General features: G+C 50.9%; 18 protein-coding genes. 12 read left to right on the top strand and 6 right to left on the bottom strand.

The features are described from left to right. Positions 1 to 187 precede the first annotated feature (187 nt). The gene (locus ACJHXA_RS13515; RefSeq protein ID WP_000961458.1) at positions 188 to 1,780 is read right to left on the bottom strand and encodes an ABC-F family ATPase; all 1,593 of its coding nucleotides are present in this window, start codon (positions 1,778 to 1,780) and stop codon (positions 188 to 190) included. 218 nt (positions 1,781 to 1,998) lie between these two features. Between ACJHXA_RS13515 and ldtB the strand changes: the two genes are divergently transcribed. Beyond that, positions 1,999 to 2,919 carry a L,D-transpeptidase gene (gene ldtB, locus ACJHXA_RS13510; RefSeq protein WP_001056384.1) on the top strand — a complete coding sequence of 307 codons (921 nt, stop codon included), beginning with the start codon at positions 1,999 to 2,001 and terminating at the stop codon, positions 2,917 to 2,919. Between the two features lie 58 nt (positions 2,920 to 2,977). Here ldtB and ACJHXA_RS13505 read toward each other — a convergent pair whose 3' ends face one another. Together ACJHXA_RS13505 and mntR are read right to left on the bottom strand one after the other, a co-directional pair. Beyond that, positions 2,978 to 4,096, bottom strand: coding sequence for an anion transporter (locus ACJHXA_RS13505; RefSeq protein ID WP_000056415.1), 1,119 nt, complete (start codon positions 4,094 to 4,096; stop codon positions 2,978 to 2,980). Further along, positions 4,093 to 4,560: a manganese-binding transcriptional regulator MntR gene (mntR, locus tag ACJHXA_RS13500; protein ID WP_000091016.1), complete on the bottom strand. Its 468-nt coding sequence runs from the start codon at positions 4,558 to 4,560 to the stop codon at positions 4,093 to 4,095. Before mntR ends, ACJHXA_RS13505 begins: the two co-directional genes overlap by 4 nt. A 185-nt stretch (positions 4,561 to 4,745) precedes the next feature. On the opposite strand from mntR, the gene mntS reads away from it, so the two are divergent. Together mntS and opgE are read left to right on the top strand one after the other, a co-directional pair. Beyond that, positions 4,746 to 4,874 carry a manganase accumulation protein MntS gene (gene mntS, locus ACJHXA_RS13495; RefSeq protein WP_001001761.1) on the top strand — a complete coding sequence of 43 codons (129 nt, stop codon included), beginning with the start codon at positions 4,746 to 4,748 and terminating at the stop codon, positions 4,872 to 4,874. A 271-nt stretch (positions 4,875 to 5,145) separates the two neighbouring features. Continuing rightward, complete coding sequence (opgE, locus tag ACJHXA_RS13490) at positions 5,146 to 6,729, top strand: phosphoethanolamine transferase (protein WP_001054662.1); 1,584 nt, start codon at positions 5,146 to 5,148, stop codon at positions 6,727 to 6,729. Between the two features lie 48 nt (positions 6,730 to 6,777). Here opgE and ompX read toward each other — a convergent pair whose 3' ends face one another. Together ompX and ACJHXA_RS13480 are read right to left on the bottom strand one after the other, a co-directional pair. After that, on the bottom strand, positions 6,778 to 7,293 hold the full coding sequence (gene ompX / locus ACJHXA_RS13485; RefSeq protein WP_001295296.1) for an outer membrane protein OmpX: 516 nt from the start codon (positions 7,291 to 7,293) through the stop codon (positions 6,778 to 6,780). A 52-nt stretch (positions 7,294 to 7,345) separates the two neighbouring features. Then, entirely contained in the window at positions 7,346 to 7,411 is a 66-nt protein-coding gene (locus tag ACJHXA_RS13480) for a protein YliM (protein ID WP_120795379.1), read from the bottom strand. Between the two features lie 234 nt (positions 7,412 to 7,645). Between ACJHXA_RS13480 and rhtA the strand changes: the two genes are divergently transcribed. The 6 genes from rhtA (at position 7,646) to ybiO (ending at position 14,341) form a co-directional block, all read left to right on the top strand. Then, complete coding sequence (gene rhtA, locus ACJHXA_RS13475; protein WP_001315365.1) at positions 7,646 to 8,533, top strand: threonine/homoserine exporter RhtA; 888 nt, start codon at positions 7,646 to 7,648, stop codon at positions 8,531 to 8,533. Positions 8,534 to 8,831: 298 nt separating this feature from the next. Next, positions 8,832 to 9,335, top strand: coding sequence for a DNA starvation/stationary phase protection protein Dps (gene dps / locus ACJHXA_RS13470; RefSeq protein ID WP_000100800.1), 504 nt, complete (start codon positions 8,832 to 8,834; stop codon positions 9,333 to 9,335). A 403-nt stretch (positions 9,336 to 9,738) separates the two neighbouring features. Beyond that, positions 9,739 to 10,485, top strand: a complete 747-nt coding sequence (glnH, locus tag ACJHXA_RS13465; RefSeq protein WP_000843866.1) for a glutamine ABC transporter substrate-binding protein GlnH — start codon at positions 9,739 to 9,741, stop codon at positions 10,483 to 10,485. Between the two features lie 138 nt (positions 10,486 to 10,623). Beyond that, a complete protein-coding gene (glnP, locus tag ACJHXA_RS13460) occupies positions 10,624 to 11,283 on the top strand; it encodes a glutamine ABC transporter permease GlnP (RefSeq protein WP_001159065.1) in 660 nt (219 codons plus the stop codon). Beyond that, complete coding sequence (glnQ, locus tag ACJHXA_RS13455; RefSeq protein WP_000569080.1) at positions 11,280 to 12,002, top strand: glutamine ABC transporter ATP-binding protein GlnQ; 723 nt, start codon at positions 11,280 to 11,282, stop codon at positions 12,000 to 12,002. Before glnP ends, glnQ begins: the two co-directional genes overlap by 4 nt. A gap of 116 nt (positions 12,003 to 12,118) precedes the next feature. Beyond that, on the top strand, positions 12,119 to 14,341 hold the full coding sequence (gene ybiO, locus ACJHXA_RS13450) for a mechanosensitive channel protein (RefSeq protein WP_001267250.1): 2,223 nt from the start codon (positions 12,119 to 12,121) through the stop codon (positions 14,339 to 14,341). Here ybiO and rlmF read toward each other — a convergent pair. Next, the gene (rlmF, locus tag ACJHXA_RS13445; RefSeq protein ID WP_001275941.1) at positions 14,338 to 15,264 is read right to left on the bottom strand and encodes a 23S rRNA (adenine(1618)-N(6))-methyltransferase RlmF; all 927 of its coding nucleotides are present in this window, start codon (positions 15,262 to 15,264) and stop codon (positions 14,338 to 14,340) included. The genes ybiO and rlmF overlap by 4 nt on opposite strands. Before the next feature lie 275 nt (positions 15,265 to 15,539). Between rlmF and mcbA the strand changes: the two genes are divergently transcribed. From mcbA to ybiX, 3 genes are all read left to right on the top strand, one after another. Continuing rightward, positions 15,540 to 15,800, top strand: coding sequence for a DUF1471 family periplasmic protein McbA (gene mcbA / locus ACJHXA_RS13440; RefSeq protein WP_000710619.1), 261 nt, complete (start codon positions 15,540 to 15,542; stop codon positions 15,798 to 15,800). Between the two features lie 263 nt (positions 15,801 to 16,063). After that, entirely contained in the window at positions 16,064 to 18,346 is a 2,283-nt protein-coding gene (locus ACJHXA_RS13435; RefSeq protein ID WP_000430045.1) for a catecholate siderophore receptor Fiu, read from the top strand. A gap of 41 nt (positions 18,347 to 18,387) precedes the next feature. Then, positions 18,388 to 19,065, top strand: coding sequence for a PKHD-type hydroxylase YbiX (gene ybiX, locus ACJHXA_RS13430; RefSeq protein ID WP_000990177.1), 678 nt, complete (start codon positions 18,388 to 18,390; stop codon positions 19,063 to 19,065). Positions 19,066 to 19,075: the final 10 nt, after the last annotated feature.

The following is a 19,075-nucleotide window of genomic DNA, read 5'->3' as shown; positions in this document are numbered from 1 at the left end:
ATAAATCTACGCAACAGGTTAGAACCCAAGGCCCGATACGGCATGCGGACTGCAGGCAGAGAAAACTGGCCGATTTTCTCTGCACTGGAGGGATAATACAAGGCCTGATAAGCGTAGCGCATCAGGCTATTTTGCATTTGTCATCAGCCGCCGTCACCCCGACAGTATCGGGGTGACGGATAATCACTTACTCGATCCCTTTACTACGCAGGTAATCTTCGTAATTACCGCTAAAGTCGATCACGCGTTCCGGGGTGATTTCCAGAATGCGGGTCGCCAGGGAGCTTACGAACTCACGGTCGTGTGAAACAAAGATCAGCGTGCCCTGATACAGTTCCAGCGCCATGTTCAGTGACTCGATGGATTCCATATCCAGGTGGTTGGTCGGTTCGTCCATGATCAGAATGTTCGGCTTCTGCATCATTAACTTACCAAAAAGCATCCGCCCTTTTTCTCCACCGGAAAGCACTTTAGCTGGCTTTTTGATGTCGTCCTGGCTGAACAGCAAACGACCGAGAATGCTGCGTACCGCCTGCTCGTCATCGCCTTCCTGCTTCCACTGGCTCATCCATTCGAACACGGTCAGATCATTTTCAAACTCATATTCGTGGTCCTGGGCGTAGTAACCAATGCGCGCGTTTTCAGACCATTTTACGGTGCCGCTGTCCGGTTGCAGATCGCCCACCAGCGTTTTCAGCAGCGTTGATTTACCGACGCCGTTGGTACCCAGTACCGCAAGTTTTTCACCGACCTCCAGCAGCAGGTTGAGATTTTTAAACAGTGGACCGTTATCAAACCCTTTGGTCAGACCTTCCACTTCCAGCGCGTTACGGAACAGTTTCTTATCCTGTTCAAAACGGATGAACGGGTTCTGACGGCTGGAGGCTTTCACCTCTTCCAGTTTGATTTTATCAATCTGGCGCGCGCGCGAAGTTGCCTGGCGAGATTTCGAGGCGTTGGCGCTAAAGCGGCTAACGAAAGATTGCAACTCAGCAATCTGCGCTTTCTTCTTGGCGTTATCGGCCAGCAGACGTTCACGCGCCTGGGTCGCCGCCGTCATGTACTCATCGTAGTTACCCGGATAAACGCGCAGCTCGCCGTAATCCAGATCCGCCATGTGGGTACAGACCATGTTAAGGAAGTGACGGTCGTGCGAGATGATGATCATGGTGCTGTCACGCTCGTTCAGCACCTGTTCCAGCCAGCGAATGGTGTCGATGTCGAGGTTGTTGGTCGGTTCGTCGAGCAGGAGAATATCCGGATCAGCAAACAGCGCCTGCGCCAGAAGCACACGCAGCTTCCAGCCAGGAGCAACTTCACTCATCGGGCCGTAGTGCTGTTCCACTGGAATTCCCACGCCAAGCAACAATTCACCGGCGCGAGCTTCCGCAGAGTAACCGTCCATTTCGCCGTATTTAACTTCCAGATCGGCCACTTTATAGCCGTCTTCCTCACTCATTTCCGGCAAAGCATAGATGCGGTCACGCTCCTGCTTCACTTCCCACAACTCTTTATGCCCCATGATCACCGTATCCAGCACAGTGAACTCTTCAAAGGCAAACTGATCCTGACGCAGCTTACCAATGCGCTCGTTGGGATCGAGGGAAACGTTACCCAAAGTCGGCTCTAAGTCGCCGCCGAGGATCTTCATAAAGGTGGATTTACCACTACCGTTCGCGCCAATCAGGCCGTAACGGTTGCCGCCGCCAAATTTGACGGAAATGTTTTCAAACAACGGCTTACTGCCGAACTGCATGGTGACGTTACTGGAAACTAACACAGGCGTATCCTGAAAAGAGATATGACAAACCGCGCATTATGCCATAAGTCTGAAAGAAGATCCTGCTCCTCGCTTAAGGTCTACACTCAAGCCAAAGGCAAAAAATGTGATTTCGTACACATCTGATTTCACTGTGAGCTGGAATGAACTTATAATGCGCTTCCAATACTCTAATATTCTCAACCCAATGGCCTGCCAGGCACAAAATCTCGCTTAACATGAATATGAAATTGAAAACATTATTCGCAGCGGCCTTCGCTGTTGTCGGCTTTTGCAGTACCGCCTCTGCGGTAACTTATCCTCTGCCAACCGACGGGAGTCGCCTGGTTGGTCAGAATCAGGTGATCACCATTCCTGAAGGTAACACTCAGCCGCTGGAGTATTTTGCCGCGGAGTACCAGATGGGGCTTTCCAATATGATGGAAGCGAACCCGGGTGTGGATACCTTCCTGCCGAAAGGCGGTACTGTACTGAACATTCCGCAGCAGCTGATCCTGCCGGATACCGTTCATGAAGGCATCGTCATTAACAGTGCAGAGATGCGTCTGTATTACTATCCGAAAGGGACCAACACCGTTATCGTGCTGCCGATCGGCATTGGTCAGTTAGGCAAAGATACGCCTATCAACTGGACCACCAAAGTTGAGCGTAAGAAAGCAGGCCCGACCTGGACGCCGACCGCCAAAATGCACGCAGAGTACCGCGCTGCGGGCGAACCGCTTCCGGCTGTCGTTCCGGCAGGTCCGGATAACCCGATGGGTCTGTATGCACTCTACATCGGTCGCCTGTATGCTATCCATGGCACCAACGCCAACTTCGGTATCGGCCTGCGTGTAAGTCATGGTTGTGTGCGTCTGCGTAACGAAGACATCAAATTCCTGTTCGAGAAAGTACCGGTCGGTACCCGCGTACAGTTTATTGATGAGCCGGTAAAAGCGACCACCGAGCCAGACGGCAGCCGTTATATTGAAGTCCATAACCCGCTGTCTACCACCGAAGCCCAGTTTGAAGGTCAGGAAATTGTGCCAATTACCCTGACGAAGAGCGTGCAAACAGTGACCGGTCAGCCAGATGTTGACCAGGTTGTTCTTGATGAAGCGATTAAAAACCGCTCCGGGATGCCGGTTCGTCTGAATTAATCTTCAAAACTTAAAGCAAAAGGCGGACTCATAATCCGCCTTTTTTATTTGCCAGACCCTAGTTGGCCGGGAGTATAACTAACAAAACATATCCCACCAACGCCGCCCACAACAGCATCGGTATTGAATAGAGATGGAAACGCCACCAGATGCGGCGATCGTTCGCCATACGTAGCGCAATCAAATTTGCCAGCGATCCGGGTAATAACCCAAAGCCACCTACGTTTACCGCCCATACCAGTAATAAAGACGGCGGCACATAGTTCAGCAACAATATGGTACTCGGCACGTTACTGATCACCTGCGATAAACCGATTGCCGTTAACCATAACCCGGGTTCAGATAGATGACTCACGTTACCCAACACGCCTTGCAACGCTGGAAGCTGGGTCAGTAAATGGACGTCGATAAACATCGCCATAAACACCAGCAGCAGCGTCCAGTCCACACTGAGCACCACGCGACGTGCCAGCAGCGCAAAGCCTGCCGCCACAATCACCAGTCCCCACAGCTCTTGTTTGAACTCCAGCGCCGTCAGAAAGACGATATACAGCCCCAGACAACTCCACACCAGCCGCGGTTTCCACTCCGGTGTTTGCACCCCCGTATGGTATTGCAGCGCCTTTCCAGGGAAACAACACCAGCACAGGAGCAGGAGCGTCAGCATCATTGCGCCAGCCAGCGGTGCCATTTGGGCAATAAATCCGGCAAACGAAAGACCAGAACGTCCCCAGATAAGAATATTTTGCGGGTTGCCAATTGCCGTCAGTAGCGAACCAGCGTTGACTGCCAGCGCCTCAAAAATAATCAGCCGATTAACCGGGATCTCACACAGTCTTTTTAGCGTGATAGTCAGCGGAACAACAATAAACAGCGCGACATCGTTGGTCAGAAAGGTAGAAAGCAGCGCCGCCGCCAGCACCATAAACATCGCCAGCCGACGCTCCGTAGCAAAGCGGCGCACCATTTTGCGCCCCAGCACATCAAAATAACCGCTTAACTCCACACCTTTGGTCAGCAGCATCAGGCCGCTTAAGGTGATGATGGTGTGCCAGTCGATAGCAGCAGGCCAGGATTTCGGTGCAAAGGGCACGAAAAAGCTTAATCCGATACCAACAAGAATTAATAACTGAAAAAAACGATCGCCTTGCAGCGTGCGTAAAAAAGGCAGGCTCATTTGGCACCGTGTTTCTGGGTAAACAAACGAAAAGCGTCGAGCGTCTCTTCACTAACATGGTGCTCCATGCCTTCCGCGTCGCGACGGGCGATTTCCGGACTGACGCCCAACACCAACAAGAAATTTTCGACTATCTGATGTCGCTCGCGGCTTTCCTGCGCCAGCTTCTCTCCTTCTGCCGTTAAAAACACGCCACGCCAGGGGATCATTTCAATCAGCCCCATGGTTGCCAGCCGCTTAAGCATTTTAGCCACCGTCGGTTGCGAAACTCCCAGACGAGCAGCCATGTCCACCTGACGAGCTTCCCCCACTTCCCTGATCAAGTCAGAAATCAGCTCAACGTAATCATCAATAAGCTCGCGCCGATGCGCCTCTCTGACCTGGCGGAACCCTTCAACGTGCTCTTCCACGTTCACTAACTGCGTCACTTTTTTTGCTGTTGGCGTACCTGCGCGACGACTCATTGTGCTTCCTCATTATGGTGACGCATACATAGCGTTCTCATTTCGTGCGCACATTGTAAACCAGAGTTGCGAAGGTACAAAAAATTAACGTTTTAGCAATAGCTATATAATATAGCCTGTGCTATATCTGTATGTAATGCAATCATCCCTCAAGGATCGACGGGATTAGCAAGTCAGGAGGTCTTATGAATGAGTTCAAGAGGTGTATGCGCGTGTTTAGTCATTCTCCCTTTAAAGTACGGTTAATGCTGCTCTCTATGTTGTGCGATATGGTCAACAACAAACCGCAGCAAGATAAACCTTCCGATAAATAGCGGCGTCGCGGTACGCCGCTTCACTCCTGCTTTCATGCAGGCATAACGCGTTTTGGTCTGAAAAACCCCACTTTTTGTCGGATTTGCAATCCCCTTCGCAAAAGATTTGTACGTCAGTAGTTGACCTGAACGGCGGCTCGCTCTATCTTCTTGCAGCCCTGCGTATATTGCGGCTCGCGGATGCGGACCCCTTTCCACTCTTCACGCACTCTTGCAGGTATTGACCCTTGACGCCAGGGTAAGCACATGGCGTTTGTTACGATAGTGGCATATGAATTTAACCCTCAAAGAATCGCTTGTTACCCGTAGCCGGGTATTTAGCCCGTGGACTGCGTTCTACTTTTTACAGTCGCTATTAATTAACCTCGGCTTAGGTTACCCCTTCAGTTTGCTCTACACCGCTGCGTTTACGGCTATTTTGCTTTTGCTATGGCGAACATTGCCTCGCGTACAAAAAGTTCTGGTCGGTATCAGTTCGCTGGTGGCGGCTTGTTATTTCCCTTTTGCTCAGGCCTACGGCGCGCCTAACTTCAATACATTGCTGGCATTGCACTCCACCAATATGGAAGAGTCGACCGAAATCCTGACGATTTTTCCGTGGTACAGCTACATGGTCGGCATATTTATTTTTGTGCTCGGCGTAATAGCAATCAGGCGAAAAAAAGAGAGTGAAAAAGCGCGCTGGAATACCTTCGACAGCCTGTGTCTGGTATTCAGTGTGGCGACATTTTTTGTTGCTCCCGTGCAAAACCTGGCCTGGGGCGGCGTATTTAAACTGAAAGATACTGGCTATCCGGTATTTCGTTTTGCTAAGGATGTCATCGTCAATAATAACGAGGTGATTGAAGAGCAAGAACGGATGGCAAAACTTTCCGGAATGAAAGATACCTGGACGGTCACTGCCGTTAAGCCGAAGTATCAGACCTATGTGGTGGTGATCGGTGAAAGCGCGCGTCGCGATGCCCTCGGTGCCTTTGGCGGTCACTGGGACAATACCCCGTTTGCCAGCAGCGTTAACGGTTTGATATTTGCTGACTACATTGCCGCCAGTGGCTCCACGCAGAAATCGCTTGGCTTAACGCTCAATCGCGTAGTCGATGGCAAACCACAGTTTCAGGATAACTTTGTCACCCTGGCAAATCGCGCGGGCTTCCAGACCTGGTGGTTTTCCAACCAGGGCCAAATCGGCGAATACGATACTGCTATCGCCAGCATCGCCAAACGAGCAGATGAAGTGTACTTCCTGAAAGAAGGTAATTTTGAAGCAGATAAAAATACCAAAGACGAAGCGTTACTGGATATGACCGCTCAAGTGCTGGCGCAAGAGCACTCGCAACCGCAGCTGATTGTTCTACATCTGATGGGCTCACATCCGCAGGCCTGCGACAGGACACAAGGCAAATACGAAACCTTTGTGCAGTCGAAAGAAACGTCGTGCTATCTCTATACCATGACGCAAACGGACGATTTACTGCGCAAGCTGTACGATCAGTTACGCAACAGCGGCAGCAGCTTCTCGCTGGTTTACTTTTCTGACCACGGTCTGGCCTTTAAAGAGCGCGGCAAAGACGTGCAATACCTTGCCCATGATGATAAGTATCAGCAAAATTTCCAGGTGCCTTTTATGGTCATTTCCAGCGACGATAAAGCGCATCGGGTGATTAAAGCCCGCCGCTCAGCCAATGACTTCTTAGGTTTTTTCTCCCAGTGGACGGGAATTAAAGCGAAGGAAATTAACATCAAATACCCGTTTATATCTGAGAAGAAAGCCGGGTCGATATACATCACCAACTTCCAGTTACAGAAGGTGGATTACAACCATCTCGGAACCGATATTTTCGACCCGAAGCCTTAAAAACAAAAATCCGCCCCGAGAGGCGGATTTTTTATATCACCAAAGTGATTAGAAGCGGTAACCAACACCGGCAATCCAGGTGCCTACGTCAACGCTACGAATACGGCTCTGCTCGTAAGAGAAGTCCAGAGCAACGTTTTCCATCGGGTTGAACTGCAGACCAGCACCGTAGGAGAAACCGTAGTCGCTGGTGTCGTGTTTGTAGGTCGGGTATTCAGTGGTCTGGAATTTACCATAACCCACACCCACTACACCGTAGATGCTTGCCCAGTCGTTAATGCGGTAAGCCGGACCAGCAGTGATGCCGTAGTACTGGTTTTTGTTGTAGTCACCAGAGCTTGCAGTACGGCTTTTCTCGGTGTAAGTGAAAGAACCGATCACACCCAGCGGGCTGTTGTCTTCTTCATAGCGGTATTTCAGGTTGAAACCGCCCATTTTGTTCATTTGGCCCTGAGCGTCGCTCTGTGCGTAACCGCCAGTTACGGTAGAAGTCGCAGCTACGGAAGTACCTGCGGTGAAAGCCAGAACTGCGGCCAGTGCTGAAAGACATGCAATTTTTTTCATAACCACCTCAAATGTGATTCAAATAAGTCCTAAGTTTTAAATATATCAAAAATTAATGGGAAACTCTTCGCGATTTGTGATGTCTAACGGGCCATTTCATGTAACAGAACGTTTCCATACACCGCTATCCATCTAAATTTAAATCACTTTTTCAGAGAACTGCGTAAGTATTACGCATGTTTTCCCTGTCATTCATCCAGATTATTCCTAATCACCAGACTAATGATTCCATCAATCCTGGCGCATTTTAGTCAAAACGGGGGAAAATTTTTTCAACAAATGCTCAACCAGCATTGGGTATATCCAGTACACTCCACGCTTTACTTAAGTCTAGATATTTGTGGGAGAAAGGATGCCTGGTTCATTACGTAAAATGCCGGTCTGGTTACCAATAATCATATTGCTCGTTGCCATGGCGTCTATTCAGGGTGGAGCCTCGTTAGCTAAGTCACTTTTTCCTCTGGTGGGCGCACCGGGTGTCACTGCGCTGCGTCTGGCATTAGGAACGCTGATCCTCATCGCGTTCTTTAAGCCATGGCGACTGCGCTTTGCCAAAGAGCAACGGTTACCGCTGTTGTTTTACGGCGTTTCGCTGGGTGGGATGAATTATCTTTTTTATCTTTCTATTCAGACAGTACCGCTGGGTATTGCGGTGGCGCTGGAGTTCACCGGACCACTGGCGGTGGCGCTGTTCTCTTCTCGTCGCCCGGTAGATTTCGTCTGGGTTGTGCTGGCGGTTCTTGGTCTGTGGTTCCTGCTACCGCTGGGGCAAGACGTTTCCCATGTCGATTTAACCGGCAGTGCGCTGGCACTGGGGGCCGGGGCTTGTTGGGCTATTTACATTTTAAGTGGGCAACGCGCAGGAGCGGAACATGGCCCTGCGACGGTGGCAATTGGTTCGTTGATTGCAGCGTTAATTTTCGTGCCAATTGGAGCGCTTCAGGCTGGTGAAGCACTCTGGCACTGGTCGGTTATTCCATTGGGTCTGGCTGTCGCTATTCTCTCGACCGCTCTGCCTTATTCGCTGGAAATGATTGCCCTCACCCGTTTGCCAACACGGACATTTGGTACGCTGATGAGCATGGAACCGGCGCTGGCTGCCGTTTCCGGGATGATTTTCCTCGGAGAAACACTGACACCCATACAGCTGCTGGCGCTCGGCGCTATCATCGCCGCTTCAATGGGGTCTACGCTGACAGTACGCAAAGAGAGCAAAATAAAAGAATTAGACATTAATTAAATTTACATTTCTGCATGGTTATGCATAACCATGCAGAATTTCTCGCTACTTTTCCTCTACACCGTCTTTATATATCGAATTATGCAAAAGCATATTTATTCCGAAAATTCCTGGCGAGCAGATAAATAAGAATTGTTCTTATCAATATATCTAACTCATTGAATCTTTATTAGTTTTGTTTTTCACGCTTGTTACCACTATTAGTGTGATAGGAACAGCCAGAATAGCGGAACACATAGCCGGTGCTATACTTAGTCTCGTTAATTACTGGGACATAACATCAAGAGGATATGAAATTATGAGTACCGCTAAATTAGTTAAATCAAAAGCGACCAATCTGCTTTATACCCGCAACGATGTCTCCGACAGCGAGAAAAAAGCAACAGTAGAGTTGCTGAATCGCCAGGTTATCCAGTTTATTGATCTTTCTTTGATTACCAAACAAGCGCACTGGAACATGCGCGGCGCTAACTTCATTGCCGTACATGAAATGCTGGATGGCTTCCGCACCGCACTGATCGATCATCTGGATACCATGGCAGAACGTGCAGTGCAGCTGGGCGGTGTAGCTCTGGGGACCACTCAAGTTATCAACAGCAAAACCCCGCTGAAAAGTTACCCGCTGGACATCCACAACGTTCAGGATCACCTGAAAGAACTGGCTGACCGTTACGCAATCGTCGCTAATGACGTACGCAAAGCGATTGGCGAAGCGAAAGATGACGACACCGCAGATATCCTGACCGCCGCGTCTCGCGACCTGGATAAATTCCTGTGGTTTATCGAGTCTAACATCGAATAAATCCATCGCTGATGGTGCAGAACTTTAGTACCCGATAAAAGCGGCTTCCTGACAGGAGGCCGTTTTGTTTTGCAGCCCACCTCAACGCACTTATTTAGTGCATCCATCTGCTATCTCCAGCTGATTAAGTAAATTTTTTGTATCCACATCATCACACAATCGTTACATAAAGATTGTTTTTTCATCAGGTTTTACGCTAAATAATCACTGTGTTGAGTACACAATTTTAGCGCACCAGATTGGTGCCCCAGAATGGTGCATCTTCAGGGTATTGCCCTATAAATCGTGCATCACGTTTTTGCCGCATCTCGAAAAATCAAGGAGTTGCAAAACTGGCACGATTTTTTCATATATGTGAATGTCACGCAGGGGATCGTCCCGTGGATAGAAAAAAGGAAATGCTATGAAGTCTGTATTAAAAGTTTCACTGGCTGCACTGACCCTGGCTTTTGCGGTTTCTTCTCATGCCGCGGATAAAAAATTAGTTGTCGCGACGGATACCGCCTTCGTTCCGTTTGAATTTAAACAGGGCGATAAATATGTGGGCTTTGACGTTGATCTGTGGGCTGCCATCGCTAAAGAGCTGAAGCTGGATTACGAACTGAAGCCGATGGATTTCAGTGGGATCATTCCGGCACTGCAAACCAAAAACGTCGATCTGGCGCTGGCGGGCATTACCATCACCGACGAGCGTAAAAAAGCGATCGATTTCTCTGACGGCTACTACAAAAGCGGCCTGTTAGTGATGGTGAAAGCTAACAATAACGATGTGAAAAGCGTGAAAGATCTCGACGGGAAAGTGGTTGCTGTGAAGAGCGGTACTGGCTCCGTTGATTACGCGAAAGCAAACATCAAAACTAAAGATCTGCGTCAGTTCCCGAACATCGATAACGCCTATATGGAACTGGGCACCAACCGCGCAGACGCCGTTCTGCACGATACGCCAAACATTCTGTACTTCATCAAAACCGCCGGTAACGGTCAGTTCAAAGCGGTAGGTGACTCTCTGGAAGCGCAGCAATACGGTATTGCGTTCCCGAAAGGTAGCGACGAGCTGCGTGACAAAGTCAACGGCGCGTTGAAAACCCTGCGCGAGAACGGAACTTACAACGAAATCTACAAAAAATGGTTCGGTACTGAACCGAAATAATAACGCTACACCTGTAAAACGCACTGGCAGTTCCCTCTCCCCTATGGGGAGAGGATTAGGGTGAGGGGCGCAAACCCGCTCCGGGGCCATTAATTACCCTGAATTTGATTATTTACACCACGGTAACAGGAACAACATATGCAGTTTGACTGGAGTGCCATCTGGCCTGCCATTCCGCTTCTGATTGAAGGTGCCAAAATGACCCTGTGGATTTCGGTCCTCGGTCTGGCAGGCGGTCTGGTAATCGGATTGCTGGCAGGTTTTGCACGCACCTTCGGTGGTTGGATAGCCAACCACGTCGCGCTGGTCTTTATTGAAGTGATCCGCGGCACACCTATCGTCGTCCAGGTGATGTTTATCTATTTCGCCCTGCCGATGGCGTTTAACGACTTACGCATCGACCCATTTACTGCGGCGGTGGTCACCATCATGATCAACTCCGGCGCGTACATTGCGGAAATCACGCGTGGTGCGGTGCTGTCTATTCACAAAGGTTTTCGTGAAGCAGGACTGGCGCTCGGTCTTTCACGTTGGGAAACCATTCGCTACGTCATTTTACCGCTGGCACTGCGTCGTATGCTGCCGCCGCTGGGTAACCAGTGGATCATCAGCATTAAAGACACCTCGCTGTTTATTGTTATCGGCGTGGCGGAACTGACCCGTCAGGGGCAAGAAATTATTGCCGGTAACTTCCGCGCCCTTGAGATCTGGAGCGCCGTGGCGGTGTTCTATCTGATTATTACCCTGGTGCTGAGCTTTATTCTGCGTCGTCTGGAAAGAAGGATGAAAATCCTGTGATTGAATTTAAAAACGTCTCCAAGCATTTTGGTCCAACCCAGGTGCTGCACAATATCGATTTGAACATTGCTCAGGGCGAAGTCGTGGTGATTATCGGGCCGTCCGGTTCCGGTAAATCGACCCTGCTGCGCTGCATCAACAAACTGGAAGAAATCACCTCCGGCGATCTGATTGTCGATGGCCTGAAGGTTAACGATCCGAAAGTTGACGAGCGCCTGATTCGCCAGGAAGCGGGTATGGTGTTCCAGCAGTTTTACCTCTTCCCGCATCTGACGGCGCTGGAAAACGTCATGTTTGGTCCGCTACGCGTGCGTGGCGCGAACAAAGAAGAGGCGGAAAAACTGGCGCGTGAGCTGCTGGCGAAAGTCGGTCTGGCAGAACGTGCACATCACTACCCTTCCGAACTTTCTGGTGGTCAACAGCAGCGTGTGGCGATTGCCCGCGCGCTGGCGGTGAAGCCGAAAATGATGCTGTTTGATGAACCGACTTCCGCTCTTGACCCGGAACTGCGCCATGAAGTGCTGAAGGTTATGCAGGATCTGGCTGAAGAAGGGATGACGATGGTGATCGTGACCCACGAAATCGGTTTTGCCGAGAAAGTAGCTTCGCGGCTGATCTTTATCGACAAAGGCCGGATTGCGGAAGATGGCGATCCGCAGGTATTGATCAAGAACCCGCCGAGCCAGCGCTTGCAGGAATTTTTGCAGCACGTCTCTTAACTTCTCTGCCTCCCTTTCACCCGAAAGGGAGGCACACCAGATTCCTCTCATTTAAAATCGCCCCTCCCCCAGCATCTATACTTATCTTTTTGCTCTGTTTTCTCACTGGAGGAGTCATGCGGTGGATCCTGTTCATCCTCTTCTGCCTGCTGGGCGCACCTGCCCACGCGGTATCCATACCCGGCGTTACAACCACAACGACAACGGACTCAACGACTGAACCGGCCCCGGAACCGGATATCGAACAAAAAAAAGCGGCCTATGGCGCACTGGCGGATGTGCTGGATAACGACACCTCGCGTAAAGAATTGATCGACCAGTTGCGTACTGTCGCCGCGACGCCCCCTGCGGAACCGGTCCCGAAGATCGTGCCGCCGACGCTGGTTGAAGAGCAAACCGTGCTGCAAAAGGTCACCGAAGTCAGCCGCCATTATGGTGAAGCCCTTTCCGCCCGTTTCGGACAACTTTATCGCAATATCACCGGCTCCCCGCATAAGCCGTTTAATCCACAAACCTTCAGCAATGCGTTGACCCATTTTTCAATGTTAGCGGTATTAGTGTTTGGTTTTTACTGGCTGATTCGTCTGTGCGCACTGCCGCTGTATCGCAAAATGGGCCAGTGGGCGCGGCAAAAAAATCGCGAACGCAGCAACTGGCTGCAGCTTCCGGCGATGATTATCGGGGCGTTTATTATCGACCTACTGTTACTGGCACTGACATTGTTTGTCGGCCAGGTATTAAGCGACAACCTGAATGCGGGCAGTCGCACCATCGCTTTCCAACAAAGTTTGTTTCTCAACGCCTTTGCCCTGATTGAATTTTTCAAAGCCGTACTACGCCTGATTTTTTGCCCAAACGTGGCTGAACTGCGCCCGTTCACGATTCAGGACGAGAGCGCCCGTTACTGGAGTCGTCGCCTGAGCTGGTTAAGCAGTTTGATAGGTTATGGCCTGATTGTGGCCGTGCCGATTATCTCTAATCAGGTGAATGTACAGATAGGTGCGCTGGCGAACGTCATCATTATGCTGTGCATGACCGTCTGGGCGTTGTACCTGATCTTTCGTAATAAAAAAGAGATTACCCAGCATTTGCTCAACTTTGCGGAGCATTCGCTGGCCTTTTTCAGCCTGTTTATCCGCGCCTTTGCGCTGGTGTGGCACTGGCTGGCAAGCGCCTATTTTATCGTGCTGTTTTTCTTTTCGTTGTTCGATCCGGGCAACAGCCTGAAATTTATGATGGGTGCAACGGTGCGCAGCCTGGCGATTATTGGTATTGCAGCGTTTGTTTCCGGTATGTTTTCCCGCTGGCTGGCAAAAACCATCACTCTCTCGCCACATACTCAGCGTAACTATCCAGAGTTGCAAAAACGGCTGAATGGCTGGCTTTCGGCGGCGCTGAAAACGGCGCGTATTCTGACCGTCTGCGTGGCGGTAATGTTGCTGTTGAGCGCATGGGGATTGTTCGATTTCTGGAACTGGCTGCAAAACGGCGCGGGGCAGAAAACCGTAGATATCCTGATCCGTATCGCACTTATTCTTTTTTTCTCGGCGGTTGGCTGGACGGTGCTCGCCAGTTTGATCGAAAACCGGCTGGCTTCGGATATTCATGGCCGCCCGCTACCCAGCGCCCGTACGCGTACCCTGCTGACGCTGTTCCGTAACGCGCTGGCGGTGATTATCAGTACCATCACCATCATGATTGTGTTGTCGGAAATCGGCGTCAATATCGCGCCATTGCTGGCAGGTGCCGGGGCATTAGGTCTGGCTATCTCGTTTGGTTCGCAAACGCTGGTGAAAGATATTATCACCGGGGTATTTATTCAGTTTGAAAACGGCATGAACACTGGAGATTTGGTAACTATCGGGCCGTTGACCGGCACAGTGGAACGGATGTCGATTCGCTCCGTGGGCGTGCGCCAGGATACCGGGGCGTATCACATCATTCCGTGGTCTTCGATAACCACCTTTGCTAACTTCGTCCGCGGTATTGGTTCGGTAGTGGCAAACTACGATGTTGATCGCCATGAAGATGCTGATAAAGCCAATCAGGCACTGAAAGATGCGGTAGCGGAATTGATGGAAAACGAAGAAATTCGCGGGCTGATTATTGGTGAACCGAATTTTGCCGGGATTGTCGGCTTAAGCAATACCGCGTTTACACTGCGTGTTTCGTTCACCACGCTGCCACTCAAACAGTGGACGGTACGCTTTGCCCTCGACAGCCAGGTGAAAAAACATTTCGACCTGGCGGGCGTTCGCGCGCCAGTGCAGACTTATCAGGTGCTGCCTGCTCCGGGCGCGGCCCCGGCTGAACCGCCGCCGGGGGAGCCAACGCTTTAACGTTGGCGATTAACAAAACGGCGGCGCTGCTCGTCGTTCATAAAGGTCCAGGCAATAAAGCGACTCTGCTTTTGCCCCTGGGCCATCTCTTTTTTTACCACCTTCACCGCGCCCACGTCGGTCAGAGCACGATACAACGGCGGTAAGTTTTCACCACGAGATACCAGCGAGGTAAACCACATCACCTGCTTCGCGAAGCCTTTGCTCTCTTCAATCATCTTTTTGATAAAGGCGACTTCACCACCTTCACACCACAACTCCTGTTGCTGACCACCAAAGTTCAGTGCATCGTCTTTGTTCAGCCCCAGGTTACGGCGTTTACGCTCACTACCTGCCCGCGCTGCAGCGGCGGAATCGTGGAATGGCGGGTTACACAAGGTCGCGTCGTATTGCTCGTTTTTATGGATGATGCCGTTAAAAATTGCCCCACTCTCTTTTTGCCGACGCAGACGAATGGCGCGGTTAAGCCCCGGATTAGCACTGATAATCGCCTGCGCACTGCTTAACGCCTGGCTGCTGGTTTCACTACCGGTAAAACGCCAGCCATATTCATGTACGCCAATCAGCGGATAAATACAGTTCGCACCAACGCCGATATCCAGAATGCTGGCATTCGCTGGAATTGTTCCGCTTGCTTCAGCCAGTAAATCGGCAAGGTGATGAATATAATCCGCCCGGCCCGGTACTGGTGGGCAGAGAAAACCGTCGGGGATATCCCAGTTCGCTACGGCGTAAAAATGGGCCAGCAACGCCTTATTGAGCGCCTTCACCGCCAGCGGATTGGCAAAGTCTACGCTTTGCTCCCCGGCGGGTGTAAGCGTGAGGAATTGCCTGAGTTCAGGATTGACCTGACAAAGCGTGGCGAGATCGTAGCGGCTGTGATGACGGTTGCGCGGATGCAACCCCGGTTTCTGGGCGGACATAGCATTCTCCTTTAAGCAGCGGCGTAAGATACCCGCATAACGCGACAGGGTAAATATCTGGCTGCGTTTATCATTCCCCAAAACCTTAACATGGCTATGGTTTATGGCAATTCATCATAAAAATCAGCATTATGCATGTCATTGATTTGTCTTATTTTGTAAAAATATATCGTTCAAAAAATAAGCACATCTCTGTCAATTTTTTGCGTCATTTTCATCGCCCAGGCGACCTACACTTATCAGGCACTACCCGTTGTATTTATGAGGATGTCATTATGAAAAAGTGCCTCACACTACTGATTGCCACCGTCCTGAGCGGAATCTCTCTCACGGCTTATGCCGCGCAACCGATGAGTAACCTGGACAGCGGTCAGCTACGGCCCGCCGGTACCGTTTCGGCAACTGGCGCATCAAACCTAAGCGATCTGGAGGATAAACTGGCAGAAAAAGCGCGCGAGCAAGGCGCGAAAGGTTATGTCATTAATTCCGCAGGCGGAAATGACCAGATGTTCGGTACTGCAACCATCTACAAATAACCCCACCAACGTAACTGCATTCGCCTCTGGATGCAGTTTTCGCCTGTTTTGTAATCAAAAAACATCAAATATGAACGCAATGTAAATAAATGTATTTCTTTTTCGCGCAATGGGTGATAGAAAATCGCGCCAAGTGATAATGCTTATCAAAATTATTATCACTTGCACGAACACTATCACGAGATTAACAGTGGCATCGCATCCGCAGAGAGGCTTTCTCGTGGCAGTGAAAATTTCAACATATAAAAAAAGTCACCTGCAAAATGGAAAACAATCGCAATTTCCCTGCCAGACAATTTCATTCGCTCACGTTCTTTGCCGGTCTTTGTATTGGCATCACGCCTGTGGCTCAGGCACTCGCCGCCGAAGGGCAAACTAACGCGGATGACACGCTGGTTGTCGAAGCATCAACGCCTTCGCTTTATGCGCCACAACAATCTGCCGATCCGAAATTCTCGCGTCCGGTAGCGGATACTACCCGCACGATGACGGTGATTTCTGAACAAGTGATTAAAGATCAGGGCGCAACCAACCTTACCGACGCGCTCAAAAACGTCCCCGGCGTGGGTGCGTTTTTTGCGGGTGAGAACGGTAACTCCACCACTGGCGACGCCATTTATATGCGCGGTGCTGATACCTCTAACAGTATTTATATTGATGGCATTCGCGATATCGGCAGCGTCTCGCGCGACACCTTCAATACTGAGCAGGTCGAAGTGATTAAAGGGCCTTCCGGCACCGACTACGGGCGCAGCGCGCCGACGGGCTCGATCAATATGATCAGCAAGCAGCCGCGCAATGATTCCGGCATTGACGCCTCCGCCAGTATTGGCAGCGCCTGGTTCCGCCGCGGCACGCTGGACGTCAATCAGGTCATTGGTGATACCACTGCGGTGCGCCTGAATGTGATGGGCGAAAAAACGCACGATGCCGGACGCGACAAAGTCAAAAATGAGCGTTACGGCGTCGCCCCTTCTATCGCTTTTGGCCTTGGTACAGCGAATCGTTTGTATCTTAATTATCTGCATGTCACCCAGCACAACACGCCAGACGGCGGCATTCCGACCATCGGTTTGCCGGGTTATTCTGCCCCATCTGCGGGAACAGCGGCTCTGAATCATTCCGGAAAAGTTGATACTCATAACTTTTACGGCACGGATTCCGATTACGACGATTCGACCACCGACACCGCCACCATGCGTTTTGAGCACGACATCAACGATAACACCACCATTCGCAATACTACCCGTTGGTCGCGCGTAAAGCAGGATTACCTGATGACGGCGATTATGGGCGGGGCGTCGAATATTACTCAGCCCACCAGCGATGTGAATAGCTGGACCTGGTCACGCACGGCGAATACCAAAGATGTGAGTAATAAAATTCTCACCAACCAGACCAACCTGACCTCGACGTTCTATACCGGTTCTATCGGTCATGATGTCACTACCGGCGTGGAATTTACCCGTGAAACGCAGACTAACTACGGCGTTAATCCGGTGACGTTACCCGCGGTAAATATTTATCATCCTGACAGCAGCATTCATCCCGGCGGCCTGACGCGCAACGGCGCAAACGCCAATGGTCAGACGGATACCTTCGCAATTTACGCCTTCGATACGCTGCAAATCACCCGTGATTTTGAGCTGAACGGCGGGATCCGTCTGGATAATTATCATACTGAATATGACAGTGCCACCGCCTGCGGCGGCAGCGGACGCGGTGCCATCACCTGCCCAACTGGTGTGGCAAAAGGTTCTCCGGTCACCACCGTCGACACCGCCAAGTCGGGCAATCTGGTGAACTGGAAAGCCGGGGCGCTGTATCACCTGACGGAAAACGGTAATGTCTATATTAACTATGCCGTTTCCCAGCAGCCTCCGGGCGGCAACAACTTCGCCCTTGCGCAGTCTGGCAGCGGTAACAGTGCCAACCGCACCGATTTTAAACCGCAAAAAGCCAACACCAGCGAGATTGGCACCAAATGGCAGGTTCTGGATAAACGCCTGTTGCTCACCGCCGCGCTATTCCGTACTGATATCGAAAATGAAGTTGAGCAAAATGATGACGGAACTTACTCGCAATACGGTAAGAAACGTGTCGAAGGCTATGAGATATCCGTGGCCGGGAATATCACTCCCGCGTGGCAGGTGATTGGCGGCTATACCCAGCAAAAAGCAACCATCAAAAACGGCAAAGATGTTGCCCAGGATGGTTCCTCATCGCTGCCGTATACCCCGGAGCACGCCTTCACCTTATGGAGCCAGTATCAGGCAACCGATGATATCTCTGTTGGCGCGGGCGCACGCTATATCGGCAGTATGCATAAAGGTTCAGACGGCGCGGTGGGAACGCCAGCGTTTACCGAAGGTTACTGGGTCGCCGATGCCAAACTGGGGTATCGGGTTAATCGCAATCTCGACTTCCAGCTAAACGTTTACAACCTGTTTGATACCGATTACGTCGCCTCAATCAACAAGAGCGGCTACCGTTATCACCCGGGCGAGCCAAGAACCTTCTTGCTCACAGCCAATATGCATTTCTGATTCAGATGTGGGGCGCAGGCCCCACTTTTTGGAGAACTTGTATGATGTACCACATTCCCGGCGTGTTATCGCCACAGGACGTCGCCCGGTTTCGCGAACAACTGGAACAAGCCGAATGGGTGGATGGACGCGTCACCACCGGCGCACAAGGTGCGCAAGTTAAGAACAATCAACAGGTCGACACCCGCAGCACGTTATACGCCGCCCTGCAAAATGAGGTGCTGAACGCGGTTAACCAACATGCTTTATTCTTTGCCGCGGCCTTGCCGCGTACCCTTTCCACGCCGCTGTTTAATCGCTATCAGAACAATGAAACCTATGGTTTCCATGTGGATGGCGCAGTACGCAGCCATCCACAAAACGGCTGGATGCGTACTGACCTTTCTGCCACGCTGTTTTTAAGCGATCCACAAAGCTACGACGGCGGCGAACTGGTCGTTAATGACACCTTCGGACAACATCGGGTAAAACTCCCGGCAGGCGATCTCGTGTTGTATCCCTCCAGCAGCCTGCATTGCGTGACACCCGTAACCCGCGGCGTACGAGTGGCATCATTTATGTGGATCCAGTCGATGATCCGCGATGATAAAAAGCGCGCCATGCTGTTTGAACTGGACAACAATATTCAGTCGCTGAAAAGCCGCTACGGCGAAAGTGAAGAGATCCTGTCGCTGCTTAATCTTTATCATAATCTGCTGCGGGAATGGTCGGAGATCTGATGCTTGAACT

This window comes from Escherichia sp. WS33 (assembly GCF_046486385.1).
Classification (GTDB): Bacteria; Pseudomonadota; Gammaproteobacteria; order Enterobacterales; family Enterobacteriaceae; genus ECMA0423.
Note: the sequence above shows the minus strand (reverse complement) of the source record. Positions and strands in the feature narration are given on the sequence as shown.